Genomic DNA, 24,425 nt, shown 5'->3' on the forward strand with positions numbered 1-24,425 from the left:
CGCGCCAAAGCGGGGTAGATGAAGGCCACCGCGCCGATCCGGGAATCCGAACCCGCAGCCGGGCAGGCGCGGCGCAAGGCTTGTTCCACGACGCTCAGGAAAATGCGCAGCGCCAGCGTCTCGATCGCCGGATCGTGTTCGAGGTGATAACGCAGCCGCTTGGGAACCGACAGCACCCACTGGCGGACCGGCAGGCGCGGAAAAACGTGGTCGGCCAGATGGGCTGCGGTTTCGACCATTCGCCGAGTGTTGCAAGCGGGACAGACGCCGCGGCCCTTGTACGACCAGGCGATGAGAAAATCGTGACCACACTCGGCGCATCGAGCGCGGGCAAAACCATGCGCTACGGGACGGTGGACAAGAGCCAGACGTTCCACGAGGAGCACCTGGCCAGCAAGACCCATGGTTCGCACGCGACGTCCATTGCGGTCAGGACCGACCAATGACCAAAGCGGAGGTCGGGCGCCACGAGTTGCCGCCGCGCCTTGATCGCGCCGAGCAGCTGAGGTGGCTCGATGGGCAGCGGGTCCGCGTCGTCGGAACCTACCTGTCCGTGCCCAGCCTGAAGAGGATGCCCCGTCCGGGGCGGTTGCCCGAGTACGTGGACCTGGGCGAGGTCGTCATTCAGATCGAGGGCAGTTCCGAGGCCTACGACCCGGCGGCCGGCGACACGCCGGCACGCATCGGGCTCGGCATGGCAGCACGGCCGAGCGACGAGATCGTTCGGCTCAACGATCGCCGCGTCTTCGTCGAAGGTCGAATCGTGCTGCGTCCCGAGATGGCTTCGACGCATCGTTCAGCGGTACTGAGACCCAGTCAGGTATTGCAGGACCCAACCGGACTGCGCCTCGATGAGTGAATTCGGCTGGAGTCAAAAGGGCAAGTCAGGAGGGGGTCGACGGTAAGGGGGCCAGGCTCAAATATCCATCGACAACTGCTCTGCCGGAGATGAAGCTGTTTCCTCCACAGGCTTGCGCGGTCTGCCTCTTGGTCTGAGCTCACGTCGCTGCCCTATGGCCTTTCGATGCTGGCGATGAAGCGCGACTCGCGGAGCGGCTGGCCTTGGTTGAGAGCCATGCGGATATAGCGCGAAAACGGGCCAGGCTCGAACACTCTTGCGGAGTGACGAAGGGTCAGTGAATGATGGACTTGCCTCGGCGGGTATTGAGTACTATATTCCTCAACAGGATTGCTAAACAGGTCTGTTGACAATGATCACTGTCGGTATTTTTGAAGCCAAAGCCTCGCTTGGGCAGCTTGTGCAGAGTGCTGCCGAGGGTGAGGTGGTCGTGCTCACCCGCCGGGGAAAGCCAGTGGCTGAGATTCGCGCGCCGGAGGGTGAGTGGGCTCAGGCCGACGCAGCGGCCGCCATTGCCGCCTTGCGCAAGGCGCGCAGCACGGTCCGCGTCGGGCCTGTCGATATCGCCGAACTGGTTGCCGAGGGACGCCGTTGATGGCTGCGGCGCTGTACGTCGTCGATTGTTCGGTCAGCATCGCCTGGCTGTTGGAGGAACAGGCGGATGACTACACGGAGGCGGCTCTCGACGCCTTGGCTTCCGGTTATGCCGTGGCGCCGCGTTGGTGGAATGTCGAAGTGGTCAATGTGCTGTTGACGCTGGAGCGGCGCCAAAGGATCACCACCGGGAGGGCTGTCGAATTGCTGCGGCGTTTGCAGAATCTGCCGATCCGCCCGCGCGATTCCACAGCCTCGGCGTTTGAACTGCATGCGCTGGCCGCGCAGCATCAACTCACCAGTTACGACGCCTTGTACCTGGAAGCCGCTTTGGCCGATGGCCTGCCACTTGCAACGCGCGACAAGGCTTTGCAGCAGGCTGCAAATGCTTGCGGTGTCGGCGTCTGGGGCGCTTGAACGATGCCGCGTGTGTGCATGATGGGACGGACTGTGAGTCGCCGGTGAGTGGCGAGAAGAAACGGATCTCCGCGCCCAGTTCGCGCAGCGTGTCGACATTTGCCGGGTAGATTAAGCCACGGGCGGTGTCGCGCGCGATGGCGCTGCGGCGGCAGGCCGACGCCCGCCGGGGCGGCCAGCGCGTCGGCAATACGGCCGAGGCGGCCGGCCAGGTCGGCGATCTCGGCTGCCTGCCACAGCCCGAGATGACGCTCCGGCAGGCTGTCGTCGGTGCGGCGCCGAACCAGGTCCTCAGGCGGCCCCGTGTAGCCTGCGGCTATACGCCAGCGAATCCTGCGCCCTGGTCCTTGGGCTGGCGCACCCCGCCCATTCCGCCAGGAACTGCGGCGACGAGCAGTTCCGCCTCGAACACGGGCACGACGGCAACCGTCACCGTCACCGCCGACGGCCGGCGCCCCGTCGGCCAGCAGAAGCATCCGCAGGCCACCGGCAGCGGGCGCGGTGAGCGCCGCTGACGCGCCAACCATGGACGCGCCGACAACCCCAGCCGCCTGCTGCACACGACGGGTGCGGTCGCCATCGTCGTCGGTGCCGGCATCTTCAAGACGCCGGCCATGGCAGGACCACGGCTGGCCGGCGCGCTGACCAGCATCCATTCGACAATGATCGTCGGCGCCCGCAGCAACTACGCGCTCGGCCGCGACTGGGCGGCGCTACGCCGCCTCGGCCGCTGGCAGGCGGGACGGGGTGTACCGGTGAAAGGCTATGTTCTGCAGACGACCATCGGCCTCGCGCTGGTCGTTTTCGCCGCCTTCCAGGCCGATGGCTTCGAGGCGATGGTGGAGTTCACGGCGCCGGTCTTCTGGACCTTCCTGTTCATGGTCGGGCTGGCCGTCGTCCGGCTGCGCCGGCGCCACCCCGGCATCGCGCGGCCGTTCCGCGTGCCGCTCTACCCGCTGACGCCGATGGTGTTCTGCGCCGCGTGCGCCTGGCTGGCATGGTCGAGCGTCAGCTACGCAGCGAGCAAGGCGGCGCTGCACATCTCGCTGCTCGTGATGCTGGCCGGTCTCGTCGTCCTCGGCGGGCTGTTGCTGAACGACAACGTCGCCGGCCAGCGTGGTCCCGGTTCGCCATAGTTTCGGCGTCTCCCGGCGCGAGCACACGACGGCGGGTGAAAGTCAGCCGCGCCGAGTGGCAGGCCGTGGTGCGTCAACGCGGCGGACCGTCCAGCTGTATTGCCTGGTTGATGAAAGCCCATGCGCCCCCGCTCTGGGAGATGCACGGCGCCACCCTGGGCGAGGACCATCCCCAGGCTCATTCGGCCCTGAGTGCCAATTCGACCAGTGCGTCGCCTGGTGTTTCCTGGCGGCCCAGTCTCTCCACCTGGGGTTGCCGGCTGCCCGCCCAGGTCAGGCGAAACGACGAAGCGCGGCGGGGATTGCCGACCAGCGCCGGCCGGAAGCAGGCGAGGTTGGTACCGCCGGCGCGGCGCACGCTGGGGTAGATGATTCCCAGCGAGCCGGCGTCGAGCAGGCGTACGGCGAGACTCTGCGAAGCGACATAGCTGCCGGGGTCGAGGCAGGCGGAAAAGGTCGGCGCGTCGCGCAAGTCGTGGAACTCGCTGCTGAAGTCGGCGAGCAGTTCCTGATAGTTGACGCTGTCGTCGAAGCGGCCGATTTCCTGGTATTCGACGGTCTTGTGGAAAATGATCTCGGCGAGTGCCGTTTCCAGTTCGAAAGCGCAATACCAAGCGCCGCGCTCGCCGTCGTTGAAGCGGCTGCCTTCCGGGCGCGGGTAGGTGAAGGCGGCATTGACGATGCGGAAGTTCGGTACGCCGAAAACCAGTTCGTCGACGCCGATTCCCGGCAGCCCGCCACGCTCGCCGATCAGCCGCTCGTTGGTAGCGTTGTCGAGTTCGAAGAGGTCGCGCAGGTGGTCGAGGTTCTCGGCGATTGCGGTCAGCACCGAATCCTCGCGCTCGGCAAAGCGCGAAGGAATCAGCCGTACCGTATCGATCCGGCGCAGGCGCGACAGGCGCGGCTGTGGCGGGCTCATATGCCGCCGCGGCGCGCTTCGAGCAGTTTGCGAACGGTCTGCATCGCCAGCAGACCGCCGCCAAGCATGAAAGCGAGCGGCGAGCGGCCGGCAAAAATCCGGTTGCTGTTCGGCAGGCTGACCCACTCGTCGGCCAGCTTGTCGCCGTAGAGAATGTGCAAGGCCTTGTAGATGCCGATCAGGTAGGAGATGCGTGTGATCCGATCGACTTCGAGCAGCCGGTCGGGGTTCTTCTTCCATTCGTAGAAGGCGCTGCTCGACAAGCCGCCGAGCAGCTCGCGCGCGTCTTCGTCGCGCAGCCGCCAGGCAGTGGCCAGATTGAAGAAGCCCTGCAGCGCCGACTTCGACAGACGCTCGCGCTCGGCGCGCGCATTGAGATCGACCAGAGCCGCCGGTTCGAAACGGCTGGCGGGGTAGGCATAGGCAAGGTTCATCCGGTAACTCCTTTTTCGGACAGTCTACACTCCGTTCTCTGGATTGCAAGGCGAATTGCCGATTGCCGGGGTGCCGCAGAGCCGCCGGTTCCCGCGATCGTCTCGAGCCGGGGCTGGCCGTGCGGCGATGAAGAGTGGTAGAAGAACGTCTGCAGATCGCGCCACGCAACTTCCGCAACGGTTCCCCGCTCTGGCCGGCCCTGACCGCGGTCGTGATCCGGGGAAAGGGTGCCGACCGATCCCGAACAGCTCGCCCGAATCGCAGAGCAAGGATGACTTCGATGAAAACCCTGGCCAGCATCGTCACGTTGTTTCTCCTCAGCACTGTCCTGTTGGCCGCGGATGCCTTTCCCAAGCACATCCTGGAGACCGAGAACCACATGGTCGAGATCACCGTTCGTTGTCCTGAGGGGAATGTGACGTGTGAAAGGGTCAGTTACAAGGGTATCAACAAGAAAAACGGCGCGACGCTCGAGTTGCGTGGCGAAACGATGCATACCACCTGTGGCGACGGCGTGACGCCTTGTCGCTTTCTCGGCTACCGCTTTCGCAATGGCAAGACCTACTACTTCGTCTGGGAAGACGGGGACGGCGAGAAAGGCACGCTGGAAGTCCGGACGGATCGCCAGGTCCTGCTGACGGAACGTGGCACATGGAAATGAATCCGGAAGCGGATGCGACCCGACCGCGCGGCCACCGGCGGATGCGCGGCAAGGTCTGCCTTGGACGCTGCGAGTCAGCTTCACATGGCTGCTGGCGCGGGCAGGGGACTGGCATTTGACCCGACCTGCCTCCAGGTCCTGGTTGCCGATGGCCCGGATCTCGACTGGCGCCAACTTCTGCCGAGTTTCCTCGAAGGAAGCACCGTCCTGCAGTGCGGCCCTGGCTTCGTCGCCTGACGGCGGCTACCGCGCGGCGACGGGCAGTCGTGGCGGAAGACGCCGTCGTGCCGTCAATGCTGCGCCGCGATGCAGGCGGGCAGCGATACGGCCTGCAGTACCTCGCCGCTGCGCACATCCTGGACAAAGGCGGCGAGCCCGATTCGGGCAGGATTCCAGTCGGCGGCGAGCGGCAACGTCTGGCGCAGCGACTGGGCTGTCTTTCCCGGTGGCAGTGGCAGCGGCGGTGACCAGAAGCGGACGACGCGATCGTGCTGCAGCAGCGCGCCGCGGTTCTCTCCGCGCTGCACGGACGAACTCAGGCGGTCTTCATACAGCACCAGGACGCCCTGTAGTCCGCTGCGCCCGGTCGCCCCGTCGGCCAGGCTGAAGCTCCCCGTCGCCTCAATCGAGCGTGCCCCGACGCTGCGCATGGCGAGCCGGATCTCGGCACCTGCGGGTTGCCGGTTGATCTCCTGCAGTCGCCGGTCGAAAGTGACCGGATCGCGCCAGTTGCGCAGCTCGCGCATGCCGACGAAGACCTCCGGGGTGTAGATCGTCGGACTGGTGGCGAAGCGGCCGAGTTCGCGCTGGCGTTCGCCGAATTGCCGCTGCGCATAGGGATCCTGCCAGCCGATGTAGTCCCAGTAGTCCACGTGCAGCGACAACGGGACGATCCGGTCGGCCCCGTAGCGCGCCGCCAGCCCGCTCAGCCAGCGGTCGGCCGGCGGACAACTGCTGCAGCCCTCCGACGTATAGAGCTCGACGAGCGCCACCGTATGCGGCGGGCTGCTACGCTCGCAGGCAGCCGGCGGTGCGGCGTGCACGCCAGCCGCGCGAGCGAGGGCGGCGAGCAGCAGCAGAGGCAAGGCGACGGATCGGGGCATGCGGGTCTCCACAAGGATCGATGTGGCTTGGTCGGCCAGCAGCGGCGAGTCCTTACAGCGCGGATCGAGAAGACCAAGGCGAGCTCCAATGATGGCCGTAGTATGTGTCATCGCTTCAGGAGCAGCCCCAGCCCGACATGATCAGGGCTTTCGGCGGTTCTGTGGCGCCCCGATCGCCGGGATTTGCTCCCGTTGTTGCGCTGCGTTCCTCAGCCCAACGGGTGAGCAGAACGACCCACTTGGCCCCAAGGCAGGCGATGTTGGCGTTTTGCGCGGGAATGCCTGCGCCCGTGCAGGTTGGACGCGGATCTGCTTTCGCCAGAGCTTCCAGGCGCCGCGTGCCCGCCGCCCCAGCCGCAGGCTGCTAGTACTCGACTCCAGGCATTGCCTTGACGCCGGCCTTGAAGGCGTGCTTTTCCATGCCCATGTCGGTCACGGTGTCGGCAATCTCGCGCAGCGCCGGCGGCGCGCCGCGGCCGGTGACGATCGCGTGCTGCAGCGGCGGCCTTGCCTGCAGCGCGGCGATCACATCCGGTAGCGGCAGCCAGTCGTACTTGAAGGCGTAGGTCAGCTCGTCGAGGATGACGAGGTCGATGTCGGGATTGGCCAGATGCTCGCAGGCGATCTGCCAGGCGGCTGCCGCGGCACGGGCGTCGCGCTCGCGATCCCGGGTTTCCCAGGTGAAGCCTTCGCCGCCGACGTGCCAGGAGACGTTGGCGTGGCCGCGGAAGAAGGCTTCTTCGCCGGTATCTGAACGTCCCTTGACGAACTGCACGACTGCCGCCCGCAAGCCGTGCCCCAGGGCACGCGCGAGGACGCCAAAGGCGGCGCTCGACTTGCCCTTGCCGTTGCCCGTATTGATTAGCAGGATGCCGCGTTGCTCCTGCGCGGCGGCGATCCTTTCCTGCACCACGGCCTGTTTCTTCTGCATCCGCTGCTCATGAGTCGGCATGGCTGTCTCCTTGCTGCGCATCGGTCGGCGGGCGTGGGATCGACCGCAAGCCGACGCTCAGCCGATGCCACTCGCCTTCGTTGCCGGGCAATCCCAGGCGCAGCAGGCCGTGTTGCGCAAAATGCCGGGTGAGGATGCCGATGCCGGCGAGAGTCTGGTGGATGTTCATGGTCTCAGTGCTGCGCAAGGTGGCGAACAGCGCCGTGCTGCGCACTTCGCCGAGCCCGGCCAGCAGACCGTGCAAGCGCCGACCGGCGGCAAGCAGGTGCGCACGCGTTGCCAGCTGCCAGTCACGATCGGCCAGCGCCATGCGCGCGACGGCTCTGGCCGGGCCCGATATCGTCCACGGGCCGATGCGTTCGCGCAGCTGGTGCAGCAGATCGGGAGCCCCCAGGACAAAGCCGACCCGGGCCCCGGCCAGGCCGAAGAATTTTCCCAGCGAGCGGAGGACGATCAACCGGGGCGCGTCAGCCGTCCCCGCCAGATCCGCCACGCTGTCTTCGGGGGTGGGGTCGATGAAGGCTTCGTCGACGATCAGCCAGCCACCGCGCTGGTTCAACCGGCGGGCAGCATCGATCAGCACATCCCGCGAATGACGGCTGGCCGTCGGGTTATTGGGATTGCACAGCAGCACGTAGGGAGTGGCGGCCGCCAGCGCCCGTGACAGCTTGCCGTCAAGCATGCGCAGGCGGTGGCCGGCGTTTTGCCAGGCCTGCGGATGTTCGGCGTAGAGCGGCGAGAGGCAGGCAATCACTGCCCGTGGCAGCAGGGTCGGCAGAAGCTGGATGGCTGCCTGCGAGCCGGCAACCGGCAGCAGGTTGGCGTTACCGTAACACGAGGCCGCTGCCGCCTCCAGCCCATCTTCCTCTTCCGGGAGGCGCTGCCAGACGCTGGCCGGCAGTGCCGGCAGTGGCCAGGGGCTGGGGTTGATGCCGGTGGACAGGTCGAGCCAGTCGGCGAGCGGAATGCCGTAGTGCGCGGCTGCGGCGCGCAAGCGCCCCCCGTGTTCAAGCATCCGCCGGGCCGCTCGGCAAGGGGTTACCCGGCATGGACGACAGGCGCCGCGGCAGCTGCGCTTCGGCGACGCGCTGGTCGTCGACCCGCGCCGGGAGGTCGCGTGGCAGCGTCATGCAGGGAAAGTGCCCCGTTGATGAATGGCGGTCTGCAGGTCGGCCAGCGCCGCGCTCAGCGGCTCGGCCTGTGCCGGCCGGGTCTCACCCCATTGCTCGTAGTAGAGCAGGTCGGCGAGCGCCAGACGCGGCAGCCAGCCGGCCTTTTCCAGCTCTGGCCGGTCGTTGAAATGGCTGACCCAGCCGACGCACAGGTAAGCGATCGGCACGATGTCGTGCGGGATGCCCAGTGCATCCTGCAGCGCCTGCTGGTGGAAGATGCTGACCCAGCCCACCCCCAGCCCTTCGGCGCGGGCGGCCAGCCACAGGTTCTGCACGGCGCAGACGCTGCTGTAGAGGTCCATCGCCAGCATGTGCGTGCGGCCGAGCACCACCGGCCCGCTGCGCGAGCGGTCACAGGTGATGCACAGGTTCACCGGTGAGTCGACGATGCCCTGCAGCTTGAGGCGGCTGTAGATCGCGCGCTTCTCGTCCGGAAACATCCGTTCCGCTTCGGCATTGGCGCTGCAGAACACGTCGTGGACGCGTTGCTTGACGATCGGTGCGCGCACGACCAGGAAGTTCCATGGTTGCATGAAACCGACTGATGGCGCATGGTGGGCAGCCAGCAGCACCCGGCCGAGAACGTCGTCGGGCACCGGGTCGGGCAGGAACTGGCCGCGTACATCGCGGCGGCTGAAGATCGCCTGATAAACCGCCGACCGGTCGGCGTCTGAAAAGGCATGCGCCGGCGGCGCGCCAGGGTTTTCCATCGATTCCCCTTCTGGAAAAGCGGCGGCTGCCTGGCCGGGCAGCCCCTTTTTGCCTCCTGGCCGGTCTTCTGACTCGGATTCACCCGGTCGATGCGCCTTCCCGACTCGCGTCAGTGGCCAATGCATCGCCCGTCCTCCTTACAGCGCTGGGCACGTGGCGGACTTGCACCGCCTTCCCGATTCTCCGCCCAGCAGCGCTGGGCAGCACCCGGAGACTCCTGCCCGAAACATCTCGGGCGGATGCGATGGTGCCATAACTGCCGACTTTTTTCACGCACCAGCAGCCCTGAGCGACGCCGGCGCGCGAACGGCCGCCCGACTTGCGCGAGGTCGAGCAGGATTTTCCCGGCCGCGGCCGGCACGTGCGCGAGCGGATCGCGCTGCTCGAACGCCTGCTGGCGCTGGCGCCGCATCCGTCCGGGCCAATGCCTGCCGGGCAGGTCACGGGGAGTTTCATTGTTCCGCCACGGTCAGCCAGCAAGGAGGGGTGCTGTCAAACCCATGTTAGCATCGTCGACGTTGCGCGAGCACGATCTCGCTGAACGGGTGACCACCCTGCAGCTCGCCGACGATACCTGCAAGGCGCTGATCGACGAAACCGCAACCGAGGTCAGCACTTGGCACGGCTTGGGCGCCGACGGTGGGCAACATCTGAAGCCGGCGCGGCTGTCGCGGGTGATTTTCGTGAGGTGACGATGGCAGCAGAGCAACTCCAAACATCGGTCGCAGAGGGGCTGGCGAGTGCCAGCCAGGCTGCCGCCGCGTACGACCTGTCGACGCTGGTGATCCCCCTGCTCAAGGGGGTGATCTACCAAGACGCCGACGCCGGTCTGTGGAATGCGCTGCTGACGCTGCAGGCGCGGGTGCGCGACTATGTCGCGGTGCTCAACCTCGAACTGGTGTTCGACGAAGCCGAAGGCTACGCCTTCCTGCGCTCGCGCCCGGAGCCCGACGACGGGGCTACGCCGCGCTTGCCACGGCTGGTCGCCCGCCGCCCGCTGTCGTTTCCGGTCAGCCTGATGCTGGCGCTGCTGCGCAAGAAGCTGGCCGAGTTCGACGCCAGCGGTGGCGACACGCGCCTGGTCCTCGCGCGCGATGAAGTCGCCGAGCTGATGCGCGTCTTCCTGCCCGAAGGCAGCAACGAGGCGAGGTTGATCGACCAGATCGACGTCCATCTCGGCAAGGTGATCGAACTCGGCTTCCTGCGCCGGCTGAAGGTCGAACCCGGCCAGCCGACGATGGTCGAGGTGCGGCGCATTCTCAAGGCGTTCGTCGATGCGCAGTGGCTGGCCGAGTTCGACCAGCGGCTGGCCGGCTACCGCGCGCTGCTCGCCGGGCAGGCGGGGGCATCCGATGAATGAGCCGCAAACCCTCGGCCTCGATTTCGTTGCCGACGACACCCTCTCGGGCTTCCGCTTGCAGCGGCTCGAAGTGTTCAACTGGGGCACTTTCGACGGGCGTGTGTGGACGCTCAATCCGGAGGGCAGGAATGCCCTCTTGACCGGTGACATCGGCTCGGGCAAATCGACGCTGGTCGATGCGGTGACGACGCTGCTGGTGCCGGCGCAGCGCATCGCCTACAACAAGGCCGCCGGGGCCGACAGCCGCGAACGGACGCTGCGCTCGTACGTCCTCGGCCACTACAAGTCGGAGCGCAACGAGGTCAGCGGCACGGCGCGGCCGGTGGCGCTGCGCGACCACAACAACTACTCGGTGATCCTCGGCGTCTTTCACAACGCCGGTTACGACCAGACGGTGACGCTGGCGCAGGTGTTCTGGATCAAGGACGCGCAGGGGCAGCCGGCGCGCTTCTTCGTCGCCGCCGAACGCGATCTCTCGATCGCCGGTGACTTTGCCCACTTCGGCTCCGACATCGCCAGCCTGCGCAAGCGGCTGCGGCGGCCGGGGAGCGAGGTCTTCGACAGCTTCCCGCCCTACGGCGCCTGGTTCCGCCGTCGCTTCGGCATCGACAACGAGCAGGCGCTCGATCTCTTCCACCAGACGGTGTCGATGAAATCGGTCGGCAACCTGACCGACTTCGTGCGCAGCCACATGCTCGAGCCCTTCGATGTCGAGCCACGCATTGCCGCGCTGATCGGTCACTTCGACGACCTCAACCGCGCCCACGAAGCGGTACTCAAGGCCAAGCGGCAGGTGGCACTGCTCTCGCCGCTGGTCGCCAACGGCAACCAGCATGCCGCGCTGGCGGTACAGGTCGAGGAACTGCGCGATTGCCGCGAGGCGCTCACGGCCTATTTCGCCAGCCTCAAGCTCGGCCTGCTCGACAAGCGCCTTGCCGGTCTCGCCGAAGACTGGCGCCGCCAGGACGCGCAGGTCAGGCGCAGCGACGGGCAGCGCGACACACAGCGCGCGCAGGAAGCCGAACTCAAACAGAACATCGCCGACAACGGCGGCGACCGCCTCGAACGGCTGGCCGCCGAGATTCGCCGGCTCGATCAAGATTGCCAGGCGCGCCAGCGCAAGGCACAACGCTACGCCGACCTGGTGCGCGCCATTGGCGACACGCCCTGCGCCGATGAAGGGGCGTTTCTCGACCAGCGGCAGCGCTGGTCGTCGCTGGCCGAAGAGGCCCGGGAACGCGAGGCCGGGCTGCAGAACGAACTCACCGAGCACGGCGTCAGCCTGCGCCAGGGCAAGCTCGAACACGACGAGCTAACGGCCGAGATTCAGCAGTCTCAAGGCCCGGCGCAGCAATATCCCGGCCGAACAGGTGTCTATGCGCAGCGCACTGTGTCGGGCGCTGGCGCTAGCCGAAGACGCGATGCCCTTTGCCGGCGAGCTGCTGCAGGTGCGCGACGACGAGCGCGACTGGGAAGGCGCCGGCGAGCGGCTGCTGCGCAACTTCGGCCTGTCGCTGCTGGTGCCCGACGACGATTACGCCCAGGTCGCGGCGTGGGTCGACCAGACCCAGCTCAGGGGGCGGCTGGTCTATTTCCGCATCCGTCGCAGTGCGCGCAAGCGAACTTCCCGACCTGCACCGCGACTCGCTGGCGCGCAAGCTGTCGATCAAGCCCGACTCGTCGTACTACGACTGGCTCGAGCGCGAGCTGGCGCACCGCTTCGACGTCGCCTGCTGCGCCACGCAGGAGCAGTTTCGTCGCGAGCTGCGCGCGATCACCCGCGCCGGCCAGATCAAGGCCCCCGGCGAGCGGCACGAAAAGGACGACCGCCACCGCCTCGACGACCGCAGCCGTTATGTGCTCGGCTGGACCAACGCCGCCAAGATCGCCGCGCTCGAAGCCAAGGCGCGGACGCTCGAAGTGCGGCTCGGCGAGCTGGGCAGCCGTATCGGCAGGATCCAGCAGGAACAGAACGCGCTCAAGTGCGCCTGACGACGCTGTCGAAACTCGACGAGTATGCCGACTTCAACGAGCTCGACTGGCAGTCGCTGGCGACCGAGGTGGCGAGGCTGCAGGAAGAGAAGCGCAGCCTCGAATCGGCGTCCGACCTGCTCAGGCAGCTCAGCGAGCGGCTGCGCGAAGTCACTGCCGCGCTGAAGGCGCTGGAAACGCAGCTCGAGGAACAGCGCGACAAGCGCTCACGCATCGAGCAGCGGCAGAGCGACGCCAGCGCGCTGCGCGAGCAGACGCAGGCGCTGTTGCTCGATCCGAAGATGGCGGCGCAGACGCCGTACTTCGAGCGCCTCGAGGCGGTGCGCCGCGAGGCGCTCGGCGAGCATCAGCTCAGCGTCGAATCGTGCGAAAACCGCCAGCAGGAGACCCGCGTCTGGCTGCAGACGCGGATGGATGCCGAAGCGCGCAAGCTCAACCTGCTGCGCGACCGGATCATCCAGGCGATGGTCGCCTACAAGGAGGAATTCAAGCTCGACACCGCCGAAGTCGATGCCAGCATCGAAGCGGTCTTCGAATACCGCATCATGCTCGACAAGCTGCAGGCCGACGACCTGCCGCGCTTCGAAGCGCGCTTCAAGGAACTGCTCAACGAGAACACCATCCGCGAGGTCGCCAACTTCAACGCCCAGCTCGCAATGTGGCGCGAGACGATCCGCGAGCGCATCGCGCGCATCAACACCTCGCTGACCCAGATCGACTACAACCCCGGCCGCTACATCGCGCTCGAAGCGCAGCCGACGCCGGATGCCGACATCCGCGATTTCCAGAGCGAACTGCGCGCCTGCACCGAAGGCTCGCTGACCGGATCGGAAGATGCCCAGTATTCGGAAGCCAAGTTCCTGCAGGTCAGGCAGATCATCGAGCGCCTGCGCGGCCGCGAGGGCCTCTCCGAACAGGACCGCCGGTGGACAGCCAAGGTCACCGACGTCCGCTACTGGTTCGTCTTCGCCGCCAGCGAGCGCTGGCGCGAGGACCACAGCGAGCACGAGCACTACTCCGACTCGGGCGGCAAATCGGGCGGCCAGAAGGAGAAACTCGCTTACACCATCCTCGCCGCGAGCCTCGCCTACCAGTTCGGTCTCGAGTGGGGCGCCGTGCGTTCGCGCTCGTTCCGCTTCGTCGTCATCGACGAAGCCTTCGGTCGCGGCTCGGACGAGTCGGCACAATACGGCCTGCGGCTGTTCGCCCAGCTCAACCTGCAACTGCTGATTGTCACGCCGCTGCAGAAGATCCACATTATCGAACCCTTCGTTGCCAGCGTCGGCTTCGTGCATAACGAGGAAGGTAGCACCTCAAAGCTGCGCAACCTGACGATCGAGGAGTACCGTGCCGAGAAGGCGAGGGCGGCCGGGTGAGCTGGACGCGGCCGGCAGCGCTGCGCGCGCATTTTTGGGCACACCGAATCCTTCCTGATGGATCGTGCGACCCTGCTGACCTTTGAAACGCAATGGGGCGAGGAGGGCAGGCAGACGCTGCGCGAGCTGCCACGACTGAACGCGGAGGAGGGCGCCCTGTACGACGACCTGCGCGACAACCGCCTGCGCAGGAACCTGCGTATCGAGCAGGAGAGGATCGGTTTTGGCTGGGTCGAGGCGGCGCTGGCGGCTTTGGCGTGACTGTTTGCCGCAACTCCGCCCGATCGATCTGCAGATTCGCTCAAGCCAGCGCCAGCTCGACCCGCCGCCCGGCCCGAGTCGCGAGCGTCACCAGCATGTCGAGACTGAATTTGTCGTACTTGTTGCGCATCAGGTCAGAAACGCGCGATTGCCCTATACCAAGCCGCTCTGCCGCTTGCACCTGCGTCCATCCGGCTTCGGTAATGCGTTCTCGAAGGGTGGCCATGAGCTGCGCGCGCATGCTCAATACGGCAGCCTCTTCCGGGGGAAATCCCAGGTCGGCGAAGACGTTGCCGCTCGATGGGATGATTACTTCCTTGGTCATGATTCAGTCTCCGATTTGCTTGTATCGACGGGCAGCCAACTCGATGTCTTCCTTGCGGGTTTTCTGCGTCTTCTTCTGGAAGGCGTGGAGCACATAGATCGCCTGCTCGAATCTCGCCACATAGATCACGCGCCACTCACCCAGTACGCGCACCCGGATTTCGTAGGCTCCCGGTCCGACGGCAAGAATCGGCTTGAAGTCTGATGGCATCAGGCCGCGCTGCACGGCATCAAGCTCGAACCCCGCGTCTCTCCGAGCGTCTGCAGGGAAGTTCTTGAGATCGTCCAGGCTGGAGCCGACGAAGCGGAGCGCCTTCATGCCTGGAATTATCTAAGTGTTGTGATAAAACTTCAAGTATCTGCAACATGTTCCGGCGATCGAGACGCTGGCGCTGCGCATTTTCCTGAGCGCGGTGGAACAAGCCTTGCGCCGCGCCTGTCCGGCGGGGGGCCCGGATTCCCGGATCGGTGGGGTGGCCTTCATCTACCCCGCTTTGGCGCGCTGCTCAATCCGTAGGTGCACTTCCACTGTCTCGTCATCGAGGGCGTCTTCGAGGCCGACGCCTCGGGAGTGGCGACGTTTCACGAAAGCCGTGCCCCCGACCAGAAGTTACTCGACGAAGTCCACGCCAAGGTCCGCCGGCGCCTGCTGCGCGCGCTGACCCGCCGCGGTGTGCTTGAGCCGGAAGACGCCGAGACGATGGCGAACTGGGCGCATGGTGGCGGCTTCTCGCTCGACGCCAGCGTGCGCATCGAAGGGGCCGACCGCGCGGGTCTGGAACGGCTGCTGGCCGCACAGGCAGCGCGATTAGCATTACTTCTTCGTCCGAAAACCAATTGTAGGAAATTGACCCTCACACCGTCACATCGTCACCGCCGCCGTGATGATGTGACGGTGTGACGATTACCTCACGAGCGTCCTCGCCCGGAAGAACAATGAATATCGCAAGCACAAGCCTACCTAGGCTATCACCCGACACCATGCCGGAGTAATATGGACTTTTGCGCAGCCAACCTACTCAATTCGCTCCTTCCGTGCCCAACAAGAAAAGCCTCTCCGAGCGCGATATCTGCACCCAGTTCATCACCCCCGCGCTGCAGCGGGCGGGCTGGGATTTCGGCAGGCAGGTGCGTGAAGAAGTCACCTTCACCAAGGGCCGCGTCATCGTGCGGGGCAAGCTGCACACGCGGGGCAAGCAGAAGCGGGCCGACTACGTCCTCTACTACGCCCCCAACCTGCCCATCGCTGTCATCGAGGCCAAGGACAACAACCACACCGTCGGCGACGGCATGCAGCAGGGCTTGAACTACGCCGAGACCCTCGACGTGCCGTATGCCATAAGCAGCAACGGCGACGCCTTCCTCGTTCACGACCGCACCGGCCAGCACACCCCCATCGAGCAGCAACTCGCGCTCGACGCCTTCCCGACGCCGGCCGAACTCTGGCAACGCTACTGCGCCTGGAAGGGCATCGCCGGCCCGGAAAAGCGCGTCACCGTCGAAACGCCCTATTACGACGACGGCAGCGGCAAGACCCCGCGCTACTACCAGGTCAACGCTATCAACCGCACCATCGAAGCCATCGCCCGCGGACAGCAGCGCATCCTGTTGGTCATGGCGACCGGCACCGGAAAAACGTATACCGCCTTCCAGATCATCTGGCGGCTGTGGAAGTCGAAGGCCAGAAAACGCATCCTTTTCCTCGTCGACCGCAACATCCTCGCCGACCAGGCCCGCACCAACGACTTCAAGCCCTTCGGCCAGGCGATGACCAAGATCGTCAACCGGCAGGCCAACAAGGCCTTCGAAATCTATCTCTCGCTCTATCAGGCGGTCACCGGCAACGAAGAAGAAAAGAACGTCTACAAGCAGTTCTCGCCGGATTTCTTCGACCTGATCGTCATCGACGAATGCCATCGCGGCAGCGCCGCCGAAGACTCGGCGTGGCGCGAGATACTCGATTACTTCGCCGGCGCCACCCATATCGGCCTGACCGCCACGCCCAAGGAAACGAAGGACGTTTCCAACATCCACTACTTCGGCGAGCCGGTCTACACCTACTCGCTGCGCCAGGGCATCGACGATGGCTTCCTCGCTCCCTACAAGGTCGTGCGCATCGACATCGACAAGGACCTGCAAGGCTGGCGGCCCAGCCAGGGCCAGACCGACAAGCATGGCAACCTGATCGAAGACCGCATCTACAACCAGAAGGACTTCGACCGCAGCCTCGTGCTGGAGAAGCGCACCGAACTCGTCGCCGGCAAGATCACCGAATTCCTCGAGGCCACCGACCCCTTCGCCAAGACCATTGTCTTCTGCGAGGACATCGACCACGCCGAGCGCATACGCCAGGCGCTGACCAACCTCAACCCCGAGCGCATCGCCGAGAACCGCAAGTACATCATGCGCATCACCGGCGACGAACAGGAAGGCAAGGCCGAACTCGACAACTTCATTGATCCCGAAAGCCGGTACCCGGTCATCGCCACCACCAGCAAGCTGATGACCACCGGCGTCGATGCCCAGACCTGCAAGCTCATCGTCCTCGACCAGCGTATCCAGTCGATGACCGAGTTCAAGCAGATCATCGGTCGCGGCACCCGCATCAACGAGGACTTCGACAAGTACTGGTTCACCATCATGGACTTCAAGAAGGCCACGGAGCTGTTTGCCGACCCGGATTTCGACGGCCCGCCCGAGCAAATCTATGAACCCAAGGGTGATGACCCTCCTGTTCCGCCTGACCCTCCCCCCGGTGACGATGACATTCCGCCCGGCGAAACTCCCCCTGAGCCGCCATTCCCTCCCCAACCTGCGGGCGAAAAGCGCATCAAGTACGTCGTTGGCGGCGAGGTCACCGTCTACGTGGTCGCCGAGCGCGTCCAGTACTACGGCCCGGACGGCAAGCTGATCACCGAATCGCTCAAGGACTACACGCGCAAGGCGGTGCGCAGGGAATACGCCTCGGTCGATGATTTTCTGCGCCGCTGGACCGGCGCCGAGCGCAAGAAGGCGGTCATCGACGAACTCGAAACCCAGGGCGTGCTGCTCGAAGCACTGGCCGAGGAAGTCGGCAAGAAACAGGGCAAGGCTTTCGACCCCTTCGACCTGATCTGCCACGTCGCCTTCGACCGCCCGCCGCTGTTGCGCAAGGAACGCGCCGAACAGCTCAGGAAGCGCGACGTCTTCGCCAGGTATGGCGCCCAGGCCCGCGCCGTCCTCGACGCCCTGCTCGTCAAGTACGCCGACACCGGCATCGAGAGCATCGAGGACATCAAGATCCTGACGCTTGATCCATTCTCCAGGCTGGGGACCGCGCCGGAACTGGTTGCCGCCTTTGGCGGCAAGTCCGGCTACCTCAAGGCCGTTCAGGAACTTGAACAGCAACTTTACGCATAGGGAAAAGGAAGCAGCAGCATGGGGAAAGCCAGTCGTCGCAAGGTCGCAGCACGGACAAGGGAATTGTTGAATGCCACACAATCGAGACTGAAGGCATTGGGGGTCGATCATCCACTGGTGATTCGCAGCGATTTGCCGCAGGAGCAGAAGATTTCCAACGGCATCAGCAGAATGCTCGACAGCGAAGTCGGTGAGGATGCGTCGCTGGACGAATACCGCCATCGGGCGAATGCAATCGTTCTTGCATGGAATGTCAGCCTGTTGCCCCTGGAAGAGCAGGCGAATACGCTGAAAAATCTTGGCGACTTCGCTCGAAAAACCGACCCGGGTGGTGCGGCGGCGGCGCAGGCAGAGCTTCTGCGGCTGATCGAAAAAAAGCGCCTCATGTTTCCCGACGACAAGCGCTTCATTGTTTCCTGTGACCTGCAGCTTGTCGGCAACAAGGTGCATGTGACGGCAGCGGCGATTTCGGCGCCACCGCAGCGTTCCGCCACGTCCTAAGCCCTGGCTCATGTCCCTCTCCACCACCATCAAATCCATCCAGGACATCATGCGCAAGGATGTCGGCGTCGATGGCGACGCGCAGCGCATCGGCCAGCTCGTCTGGATGTTCTTCCTCAAGATCTACGACGACAAGGAAACCGAGTACGAGCTGCTCGAAGCGAACGATGGCGACTACCGTTCGCCGATCCCCGAGCCGCTGCGCTGGCGCAACTGGGCGGCCGACCCCGAGGGCATGACCGGCGACGAGCTGCTCGACTTCATCAACATCCGGCTCTTCCCCACCCTCAAGAACCTGCAGCCGGCGCATGCCGACCGGCGCGGCTTCGTCATCCGCAGCGTCTTCGAGGATGCCTACAACTACATGAAGTCCGGCCACCTGATGCGCCAGGTGATCAACAAGATCGTAGCCGGTGTCGACTTCAACAAGGCGCAGGACCGTCACCTTTTCGGCGACCTCTACGAACAGATCCTGCGCGACCTGCAGAACGCCGGCAATGCCGGCGAGTACTACACGCCGCGCCCGGTCACCCAATTCATGGTGGATGCGGTCGCCCCCCGATTGGGCGAGAAAATCCTCGACCCCGCCTGCGGCACCGGCGGCTTCCTCACCTGCGCCATCGAACACGTGCGCAAGCAACACGTCAAGACGGTCGAAGACGAGCAACTCCTGCAGCGCTGCATCAACGGCGTCGAGAAGAAGCCCCTGCCGCACCTGCTGTGCACCACCAACATGATCCTGCACGGGCTGGACGTGCCGACCAACGTCCGCCACGACAACACCCTCGCCCGCCCGCTGCGCGACTACGGCCCGCGCGACCGCGTCGACGTCATCGTCACCAACCCGCCCTTCGGCGGCATGGAAGAAGACGGCATCGAGAGCAACTTCCCCGCCACCTTCCGCACCCGCGAAACCGCCGACCTCTTCCTCGTCCTCATCATGCACCTGCTCAAGGACGGCGGCCGCGCCGCGCTGGTGCTGCCCGACGGCACGCTGTTCGGCGAAGGCATCAAGACGCGCATCAAGGAGCAACTGCTCGAAACCTGCAACCTGCACACCATTGTCCGCCTGCCCAACGGCGTCTTCAACCCCTACACCGGCATCAGGACCAACCTGCTCTTCTTCACCAAGGGCACGCCGACACGGGACGTCTGGTTCTACGAACACCCCTACCCGCCAGGCGTGAAGAGCTACAACAAGACCAAGCCCATGCGCTTCGAGGAGTTCGCAGCGGAGAAAGCCTGGTGGAACAACCGGGTCGAGAACGAATTCGCCTGGAAGGTCAGCGCCGCCGACATCAAGGCGCGCAACTACAACCTCGACATCAAGAACCCGCACAGCCCGGATGTCGTGGTGCATGACCCGGCAACGTTACTTGCAGACTACGCGGCCTTGCAGGCGAAGATTGGCGAGACGCGGGCTAAACTCAAGGGCGTACTGGCCGCCGCCTTGCAAGGAGAAAACTGACCATGCCCATCATCAGCGCAGTTTCTCGGCATCGTGATTACGATGCTCTGGAACGACCATGCGCCACCCCACTTCCATGCGAAATATGGCGAATTCGAAATCACGGTCGAGATCGAAACCGGCATTGTTGAAGGAAAATTTCCACCGCGCGCGCTTCGTCATGTGCTCGAATGGCGTGAATTGCACAAGGTAGAATTGATGAACAACTGGGAACTGTTCCGTCAGGCGCAAATGCCCAAGCCTATCGAGCCGCTGGAGTAAGACCATGATCCTGCACATCACCGCTGTCGAATATCTGGACGATTACAAACTGGCCGTCACTTTCGACAACGGTCGTTCCGGCGTTGCCGATCTTGCCGATGCACTGGGTCAGGGGGTATTTCTGCCACTGAAGGACATCGAGCAATTTCGCCAGGTCAGGGTGGATGGCGAGCTGAAAACCATCGTCTGGCCAAATGGCGCCGACCTTGCGCCGGAATATGTGTATTTCCAGGCATTCAAGGACCTGATTAGCAACGATCGTCAGCTGGGCGCATCTGGTGAGCCCGGCTGGGCTTATCCTGAACTCTGTCACCACAGGGAGGTCAGGGCCATGGCAATGAATCGAATTCAGTTTCAACCCGGTTTGTCGATGCCAGAGTTTGCTAAGCGCTTCGGAACCGAGTCGCAGTGCGCAGCAGCGCTGGAGGCGGCGCGGTGGCCGAACGGGTTTTCCTGTCCGCGCTGCGGTGGAGCGGGACACTGTGTTCTGCGCGGGGGTTCCTGCAAGGTTTTCCAGTGCAACGCCTGTCGGCATCAAACGTCGCTGATCGCCGGGACGGTGTTTCAAGGCACCAAGCTGCCGCTGACCGTGTGGTTCCTGGCGATCTACCTCATCAGCCAGGCCAAGACGGGTCTGTCGGCGCTGGCGCTGAAGCGACATCTGGGCGTGAGCTACCCCACCGCCTGGCTCATCCACCACAAGCTGATGCGGGCAATGGAACAGCGAGAAGAGCGCTATGTGCTCGAAGGTCAGGTGCAGGTCGACGACGCCTACCTGGGAGGCGAGCGTACCGGCGGCAAGGTCGGGCGCGGTTCGGAGAACAAGGTGCCCTTCGTTGCAGCCGTCTCGTTCAGTGAGGAGGGCCACCCCTTGCGTGCCAAACTCACGCTCGTTCCCGGTTTCACCCTGACGGCAATTGCCCAGTGGGCCAAGAGCAACCTCGCTCCGGGATCGACGGTGCTGTCGGATGGTCTGGCTTGCTTCAACGCCGTCATCGACGCAGGCTGCGTTCATCAGCCGACCGTTGTCGCCGGGCGAAAGCCCAAGGACCTGCCAGAGTTCAAGTGGGTCAACACGGTCTTGGGTAATCTCAAGACCAGCCTTTCGGGCTGTTATCACGCGCTTGCCTTCCGAAAGTATGGTGCTCAGTACCTCGCCGCTTTCGCCTACCGATTCAACCGCCGATTCGATCTCAGGACCTTGAACGCGCGGCTCCTGCTCGCCGCCGTAGCCTGCTCGCCGCTGCCCCAGCGCTCGATTCGGGCGGCTGACGTTCATTGCTAATCAGGATAAGTATAGGCTTCGCCATGGCGACCTTTTGATCACAGAGGGCGGCGATTGGGACAAGGTTGGCAGAACCGCAATTTGGCGCAACGAGATCGAAGATTGTCTCCATCAAAACCATGTTTTCAGAGCCCGCCCATTGTTCGCAGAGTGGAATTGCCGTTGGACTGAGTTTTACCTGAACGCAGCTCCTGCGCGTTCTTATTTCGCAGGTGCATCGAAGCAAACGACGAACTTGGCTTCCATCAACATGACCCAATTGAAAGCGTGCGCCGTTCCGGTGCCGCCCCTCGCCGAACAATACCGCATCGTAGCCAAAGTCGATGAACTCATGGCCCTCTGCGACCGCCTCAAGGTCGACCTCGCCGAGTCCCGCACGCGGCAGGAACGCCTCGCCACCACGTTGATCGAATCCGCCCTCAAGGCCGCCTGAAACCGGAGCCGCCATGCCCATCCGTACCGATCTCTGGAAAGTCTCCGCCACCCCGCAGCCCCTGCCCGAAGCGCAGCTGGCGAGCGAAAAGAAGCTGGAAGACATGATCGTCGCCGCCCCGAAGCTCCTCTCCGACGAATGGATGCTGATCGGCCGGCAGGAAGACACCGGCTTCGGCGGGCGCATCGACCTGCTGGCCATCGCCCCCGACGGCGCGCTGGTGCTGATCGAACTCAAGCGCGACAAAACACCGCGTGATGTCGTCGCCCAATCCCTCGACTACGCCAGCTGGGTCGAGAAGCTGCGCGCCGAGGACATCGCCGCCATCTACGGCCGCTTTGCCCCCGGCCGGAGTCTCGGCGAGGACTTCCAGCAACGCTTCGGCCTGGCGCTCGACGAGGACTCGCTCAACGAGAGCCACCAGATCATCATCGTTTCGGCCTCGCTCGACGCCAGCACCGAGCGCATCGTCGCCTACCTCAGCGAACGCGACATCCCGATCAACGTCCTATGCTTTCAGGTCTTCGCCAACGGCAATGAACAGCTGATCAGCCGCACCTGGCTGCTCGACCCGGTCAAGACCCAGGTAAGCGCTGCGATCATGCAGGACGGCCCGAACGAGCCTTGGAACGGGGAGTTCTACCATTCCTTCGGCACCTACTCCGGGGAACGCTCGTGGGACGATGCCGTGAAATACGGCTTCATCTGTGGCGGCGGGGACACCTGGTACAGCAGGACGCTGCAGCTGCTCAATCCCGGCGACCGCGTCTGGGTCAAGATTCCCGGCTCCGGCTTCGTCGGCGTGGGGCGCGTTACCGGCCGCGCGCAGCGTTACCGCGACTTCATGGTGAACACCCCCGAGGGCGAGACCCGCTTCAGTGAGGTTCTGCGCAACGGCCACTACCACCAGCAGTTCGCCGACGACGAAGAGAAATCGGAATACTTTGTCCCCGTTCACTGGCTGCAAACCATTCCGGCCAGCCAGGCCATTCAGGAAATCGGCATGTTCGGCAACCAGAACACCGTCTGCAAGCCGACGACACCGAAGTGGCGGTCGACGGTGGAGAGATTGAAGACGCATTTTCCGAATTTCGATCGATAACGTCCACCTCCACCAGTCTCGCTGCGCCGACAGATTTTGCGAGAGACCCGTAGTTTTCTAGGGCAATCAAGGAGGGAAAGGGGCCAGCAAAGAGGGTAAGGGGCCAGTGTCGGATTTTACAAACCAAAGACCTGCCCCGCCCGGATAGTCGCCTCGGCGGTTTTTACGCTGCCGCCAACTCAAACCGATGAATTCGACTCAGGGCGTCGCGCATGGATTCACGCGCAAGCTCGGTGTGGTAAAGGGTCTGCAGGTTGATCCAGCTTTGCGCATCGGTACCGAAGAACGCCGCCAGGCGAAGCGCTGTATCCACAGTGATGCCGCGCGTTCCTTGCACGATTTCGCCAATGCGGCGCTGCGACACGCCGATTTCCTTGGCTAGCCGATATTGGGTGATCCCCAGGGGCAGCAGGAAATCTTCCCGCAAAATCTTGCCGGGGTGAATTGATGCCAGTTTGCCGGCGGCCACATCGGCCACGTCCGAGAAATCCATGCCGGCCATGTCTTCAGTGCGAATGTTCATGCTCTGTCCTTTTGGTGGTAATCAACGATCTCGACGTTCCAGGCGTGCCCGTCGCGCCATTCAAAACATAGCCACCACTGGCCGTTGATGCGGATGCTCCATTGCCCGGCACGGTCCCCACCCAAGGCTTCCAGCCGGTTGCCCGGCGGTACGCGCAGAAAATCGAGCGACTCCGCCGCCTGTAATGTGCGCATCGAAGGCGCCGAACGCCCGGGTCTGGAACGGTTGTTGACGTATTGCGCTCGACCGGCCTTCGCGCTCGAGCGCTGGCGTGATATCGACGCCGAACACCTGGTCTACGAGAGCATCAAGCCGGGTCCCGGCGGCAGCGTCAGCCTGATGCTCACTACCCGACTGCGAACGGCCGGCGGGAAAGATTCATCCAGCAGGGCTTGCCCGCCACGCACAGCCAACGATGGTGCAGCGCACGTAGCGCCGTGCAAGTCGGACTGATAGGGTTGCGGCGCTGAATTCAAGGTCGCGAATGCCTAAAGAAGTGACAATGACGCCAAAGGCCACCCATGCCGGCGCACGCGCACCATATCGCAGCGCCATTTTTCCACAGGAGGAAGCATGATCACCCGGAGCGTATTCGCAATGGTCGCGGCAGTTGTGACCGCCGCGCTGGCGGGCTGCGCCAGCATGGAGCCGACGGTTCCGGCCTCGGCGTTCTACCTCAGCTCACCCGGCATGGCGGATAACACGATGCTCGATCGCAAGTACGCCGGCAACGTCGCCAAGAATCCCAATTGCCTTGGCCAGAACGTCTCGCCCGCGCTGGCGTGGCGCAACGTCCCGGACAAGACCAGGAGCTTTGTCATCCTGTGGGACGATCAGGCCGGCCGCAGCGGACTGGGTGTCTCGCACTCCATTGTGTACGGCATCCCGGCCAGCGTGAACGCGTTCGCCGAAGGTGATTTGAGCGCCGCGCCCACCGCCGGCCGCTTTGTTGCGGGCAAGAACACGGTCGGCCTCGCCTGGCTCGGCCCCTGCCCACCGCACGGCAACGCGCCACAGCACTACGTCATGACCATCATCGCCACCGACCTCGAGCCCGATGCCTTGCAGCCGGGACTGAGCCGGGAAGAGGTGCTCAAGGCGCTGCAGGGTGGGCACGCGCTGCGCGCGGCGAGCGCCGTGTTCCGCTACGCCCACTGAGGCCAGTTAGTTTCGGCAGATCG

General features: G+C 64.5%; 28 protein-coding genes, 4 pseudogenes and 1 riboswitch. Of the genes and pseudogenes, 20 read left to right on the forward strand and 12 right to left on the reverse strand.

Going from position 1 to position 24,425, the window contains the following annotated elements; all coding sequences use genetic code 11:
- Positions 1–224: 224 nt before the first annotated feature.
- Positions 225–404, reverse strand: a pseudogene (locus V5B44_RS26740) (hypothetical protein); the annotation flags it as partial.
- 38 nt (positions 405–442) lie between these two features.
- Between V5B44_RS26740 and V5B44_RS14395 the strand changes: the two are divergent.
- From V5B44_RS14395 to V5B44_RS14405, 3 genes are all read left to right on the forward strand, one after another.
- Positions 443–859, forward strand: a complete 417-nt coding sequence (locus V5B44_RS14395) for a hypothetical protein (RefSeq protein ID WP_332359714.1) — start codon at positions 443–445, stop codon at positions 857–859.
- Positions 860–1,211: 352 nt separating this feature from the next.
- Positions 1,212–1,454 carry a type II toxin-antitoxin system Phd/YefM family antitoxin gene (locus V5B44_RS14400; protein ID WP_332359715.1) on the forward strand — a complete coding sequence of 81 codons (243 nt, stop codon included), beginning with the start codon at positions 1,212–1,214 and terminating at the stop codon, positions 1,452–1,454.
- Positions 1,454–1,870, forward strand: coding sequence for a type II toxin-antitoxin system VapC family toxin (locus V5B44_RS14405; RefSeq protein ID WP_332359716.1), 417 nt, complete (start codon positions 1,454–1,456; stop codon positions 1,868–1,870). Before V5B44_RS14400 ends, V5B44_RS14405 begins: the two co-directional genes overlap by 1 nt.
- A gap of 16 nt (positions 1,871–1,886) precedes the next feature.
- On the opposite strand, the pseudogene V5B44_RS14410 reads toward V5B44_RS14405, so the two are convergent.
- Positions 1,887–2,154, reverse strand: a pseudogene (locus V5B44_RS14410) (cobyrinate a,c-diamide synthase); the annotation flags it as partial.
- A gap of 270 nt (positions 2,155–2,424) precedes the next feature.
- Between V5B44_RS14410 and V5B44_RS14415 the strand changes: the two are divergent.
- Complete coding sequence (locus V5B44_RS14415; RefSeq protein WP_332360049.1) at positions 2,425–3,006, forward strand: amino acid permease; 582 nt, start codon at positions 2,425–2,427, stop codon at positions 3,004–3,006.
- Between the two features lie 178 nt (positions 3,007–3,184).
- Here V5B44_RS14415 and V5B44_RS14420 read toward each other — a convergent pair whose 3' ends face one another.
- The gene (locus V5B44_RS14420; RefSeq protein ID WP_332359717.1) at positions 3,185–3,925 is read right to left on the reverse strand and encodes an RES family NAD+ phosphorylase; all 741 of its coding nucleotides are present in this window, start codon (positions 3,923–3,925) and stop codon (positions 3,185–3,187) included.
- Positions 3,922–4,359, reverse strand: a complete 438-nt coding sequence (locus V5B44_RS14425; RefSeq protein WP_332359718.1) for an antitoxin Xre-like helix-turn-helix domain-containing protein — start codon at positions 4,357–4,359, stop codon at positions 3,922–3,924. Before V5B44_RS14425 ends, V5B44_RS14420 begins: the two co-directional genes overlap by 4 nt.
- A gap of 281 nt (positions 4,360–4,640) precedes the next feature.
- On the opposite strand from V5B44_RS14425, the gene V5B44_RS14430 reads away from it, so the two are divergent.
- Positions 4,641–5,021 carry a hypothetical protein gene (locus V5B44_RS14430; protein WP_332359719.1) on the forward strand — a complete coding sequence of 127 codons (381 nt, stop codon included), beginning with the start codon at positions 4,641–4,643 and terminating at the stop codon, positions 5,019–5,021.
- A gap of 84 nt (positions 5,022–5,105) precedes the next feature.
- Positions 5,106–5,258, forward strand: a complete 153-nt coding sequence (locus V5B44_RS14435) for a hypothetical protein (RefSeq protein ID WP_332359720.1) — start codon at positions 5,106–5,108, stop codon at positions 5,256–5,258.
- Between the two features lie 53 nt (positions 5,259–5,311).
- On the opposite strand, the gene V5B44_RS14440 is transcribed toward V5B44_RS14435, so the two are convergent.
- From V5B44_RS14440 to bluB, 4 genes are all read right to left on the reverse strand, one after another.
- The gene (locus tag V5B44_RS14440) at positions 5,312–6,124 is read right to left on the reverse strand and encodes a DUF1223 domain-containing protein (protein WP_332359721.1); all 813 of its coding nucleotides are present in this window, start codon (positions 6,122–6,124) and stop codon (positions 5,312–5,314) included.
- Positions 6,125–6,488: 364 nt separating this feature from the next.
- Positions 6,489–7,076, reverse strand: coding sequence for a cob(I)yrinic acid a,c-diamide adenosyltransferase (cobO, locus tag V5B44_RS14445; protein WP_332359722.1), 588 nt, complete (start codon positions 7,074–7,076; stop codon positions 6,489–6,491).
- On the reverse strand, positions 7,063–8,091 hold the full coding sequence (gene cobD / locus V5B44_RS14450) for a threonine-phosphate decarboxylase CobD (RefSeq protein ID WP_332359723.1): 1,029 nt from the start codon (positions 8,089–8,091) through the stop codon (positions 7,063–7,065). The genes cobO and cobD overlap by 14 nt, the downstream gene beginning before the upstream one ends.
- Before the next feature lie 111 nt (positions 8,092–8,202).
- Positions 8,203–8,958, reverse strand: coding sequence for a 5,6-dimethylbenzimidazole synthase (gene bluB / locus V5B44_RS14455; RefSeq protein ID WP_287697676.1), 756 nt, complete (start codon positions 8,956–8,958; stop codon positions 8,203–8,205).
- A gap of 41 nt (positions 8,959–8,999) precedes the next feature.
- Positions 9,000–9,185: riboswitch (cobalamin riboswitch) on the reverse strand.
- A gap of 274 nt (positions 9,186–9,459) precedes the next feature.
- Between bluB and V5B44_RS14460 the strand changes: the two genes are divergently transcribed.
- The 4 genes and pseudogenes from V5B44_RS14460 to V5B44_RS14475 all read left to right on the forward strand — a co-directional run bounded on the left by V5B44_RS14460 (position 9,460) and on the right by V5B44_RS14475 (position 13,948).
- The gene (locus tag V5B44_RS14460; RefSeq protein WP_332359724.1) at positions 9,460–9,651 is read left to right on the forward strand and encodes a hypothetical protein; all 192 of its coding nucleotides are present in this window, start codon (positions 9,460–9,462) and stop codon (positions 9,649–9,651) included.
- A 2-nt stretch (positions 9,652–9,653) separates the two neighbouring features.
- A complete protein-coding gene (locus tag V5B44_RS14465; RefSeq protein WP_332359725.1) occupies positions 9,654–10,319 on the forward strand; it encodes a DUF4194 domain-containing protein in 666 nt (221 codons plus the stop codon).
- Positions 10,312–13,687, forward strand: a pseudogene (locus tag V5B44_RS14470) (ATP-binding protein). Before V5B44_RS14465 ends, V5B44_RS14470 begins: the two are co-directional and overlap by 8 nt.
- Before the next feature lie 30 nt (positions 13,688–13,717).
- Positions 13,718–13,948: a Wadjet anti-phage system protein JetD domain-containing protein gene (locus V5B44_RS14475; protein WP_434735468.1), complete on the forward strand. Its 231-nt coding sequence runs from the start codon at positions 13,718–13,720 to the stop codon at positions 13,946–13,948.
- 40 nt (positions 13,949–13,988) lie between these two features.
- Here the strand turns inward: V5B44_RS14475 and V5B44_RS14480 are convergent, their stop codons facing one another.
- Positions 13,989–14,273 carry a helix-turn-helix domain-containing protein gene (locus V5B44_RS14480; protein WP_287697670.1) on the reverse strand — a complete coding sequence of 95 codons (285 nt, stop codon included), beginning with the start codon at positions 14,271–14,273 and terminating at the stop codon, positions 13,989–13,991.
- A 3-nt stretch (positions 14,274–14,276) separates the two neighbouring features.
- Positions 14,277–14,591, reverse strand: coding sequence for a type II toxin-antitoxin system RelE/ParE family toxin (locus tag V5B44_RS14485; protein ID WP_287697669.1), 315 nt, complete (start codon positions 14,589–14,591; stop codon positions 14,277–14,279).
- Positions 14,592–14,789: 198 nt separating this feature from the next.
- Here V5B44_RS14485 and V5B44_RS14490 point away from each other — a divergent pair, with 198 nt between their 5' ends.
- The 9 genes and pseudogenes from V5B44_RS14490 (at position 14,790) to V5B44_RS14530 (ending at position 22,721) form a co-directional block, all read left to right on the forward strand.
- Positions 14,790–15,173 carry a transposase gene (locus V5B44_RS14490; RefSeq protein WP_332359726.1) on the forward strand — a complete coding sequence of 128 codons (384 nt, stop codon included), beginning with the start codon at positions 14,790–14,792 and terminating at the stop codon, positions 15,171–15,173.
- Positions 15,174–15,307: 134 nt separating this feature from the next.
- Entirely contained in the window at positions 15,308–17,671 is a 2,364-nt protein-coding gene (gene hsdR / locus V5B44_RS14495) for an EcoAI/FtnUII family type I restriction enzme subunit R (RefSeq protein WP_332359727.1), read from the forward strand.
- Between the two features lie 18 nt (positions 17,672–17,689).
- A complete protein-coding gene (locus V5B44_RS14500) occupies positions 17,690–18,172 on the forward strand; it encodes a hypothetical protein (protein ID WP_332359728.1) in 483 nt (160 codons plus the stop codon).
- A 10-nt stretch (positions 18,173–18,182) separates the two neighbouring features.
- Positions 18,183–19,640: a type I restriction-modification system subunit M gene (locus tag V5B44_RS14505; RefSeq protein ID WP_332359729.1), complete on the forward strand. Its 1,458-nt coding sequence runs from the start codon at positions 18,183–18,185 to the stop codon at positions 19,638–19,640.
- 30 nt (positions 19,641–19,670) lie between these two features.
- Complete coding sequence (locus V5B44_RS14510; protein WP_332360050.1) at positions 19,671–19,901, forward strand: DUF4160 domain-containing protein; 231 nt, start codon at positions 19,671–19,673, stop codon at positions 19,899–19,901.
- A 4-nt stretch (positions 19,902–19,905) separates the two neighbouring features.
- Positions 19,906–20,124: pseudogene (locus V5B44_RS14515) on the forward strand (DUF2442 domain-containing protein); the annotation flags it as partial.
- Positions 20,125–20,232: 108 nt separating this feature from the next.
- Positions 20,233–21,186 carry an IS1595 family transposase gene (locus V5B44_RS14520; RefSeq protein ID WP_332358257.1) on the forward strand — a complete coding sequence of 318 codons (954 nt, stop codon included), beginning with the start codon at positions 20,233–20,235 and terminating at the stop codon, positions 21,184–21,186.
- 34 nt (positions 21,187–21,220) lie between these two features.
- Positions 21,221–21,619, forward strand: coding sequence for a restriction endonuclease subunit S (locus V5B44_RS14525; protein ID WP_332359730.1), 399 nt, complete (start codon positions 21,221–21,223; stop codon positions 21,617–21,619).
- A gap of 13 nt (positions 21,620–21,632) precedes the next feature.
- Positions 21,633–22,721 (forward strand): endonuclease NucS domain-containing protein, encoded by a 1,089-nt coding sequence (locus V5B44_RS14530; RefSeq protein WP_332359731.1) that lies wholly within the window; start codon positions 21,633–21,635, stop codon positions 22,719–22,721.
- Positions 22,722–22,884: 163 nt separating this feature from the next.
- Here V5B44_RS14530 and V5B44_RS14535 read toward each other — a convergent pair whose 3' ends face one another.
- Both V5B44_RS14535 and V5B44_RS14540 read right to left on the reverse strand, forming a co-directional pair.
- Complete coding sequence (locus V5B44_RS14535; protein WP_332359732.1) at positions 22,885–23,214, reverse strand: HigA family addiction module antitoxin; 330 nt, start codon at positions 23,212–23,214, stop codon at positions 22,885–22,887.
- Between the two features lie 26 nt (positions 23,215–23,240).
- Entirely contained in the window at positions 23,241–23,522 is a 282-nt protein-coding gene (locus V5B44_RS14540; RefSeq protein WP_434735469.1) for a type II toxin-antitoxin system RelE/ParE family toxin, read from the reverse strand.
- A gap of 295 nt (positions 23,523–23,817) precedes the next feature.
- On the opposite strand from V5B44_RS14540, the gene V5B44_RS14545 reads away from it, so the two are divergent.
- Positions 23,818–24,402, forward strand: a complete 585-nt coding sequence (locus tag V5B44_RS14545) for a YbhB/YbcL family Raf kinase inhibitor-like protein (protein ID WP_332359733.1) — start codon at positions 23,818–23,820, stop codon at positions 24,400–24,402.
- Positions 24,403–24,425 lie beyond the last annotated feature (23 nt).

The sequence above is a fragment of the Candidatus Accumulibacter necessarius genome, from assembly GCF_036625085.1.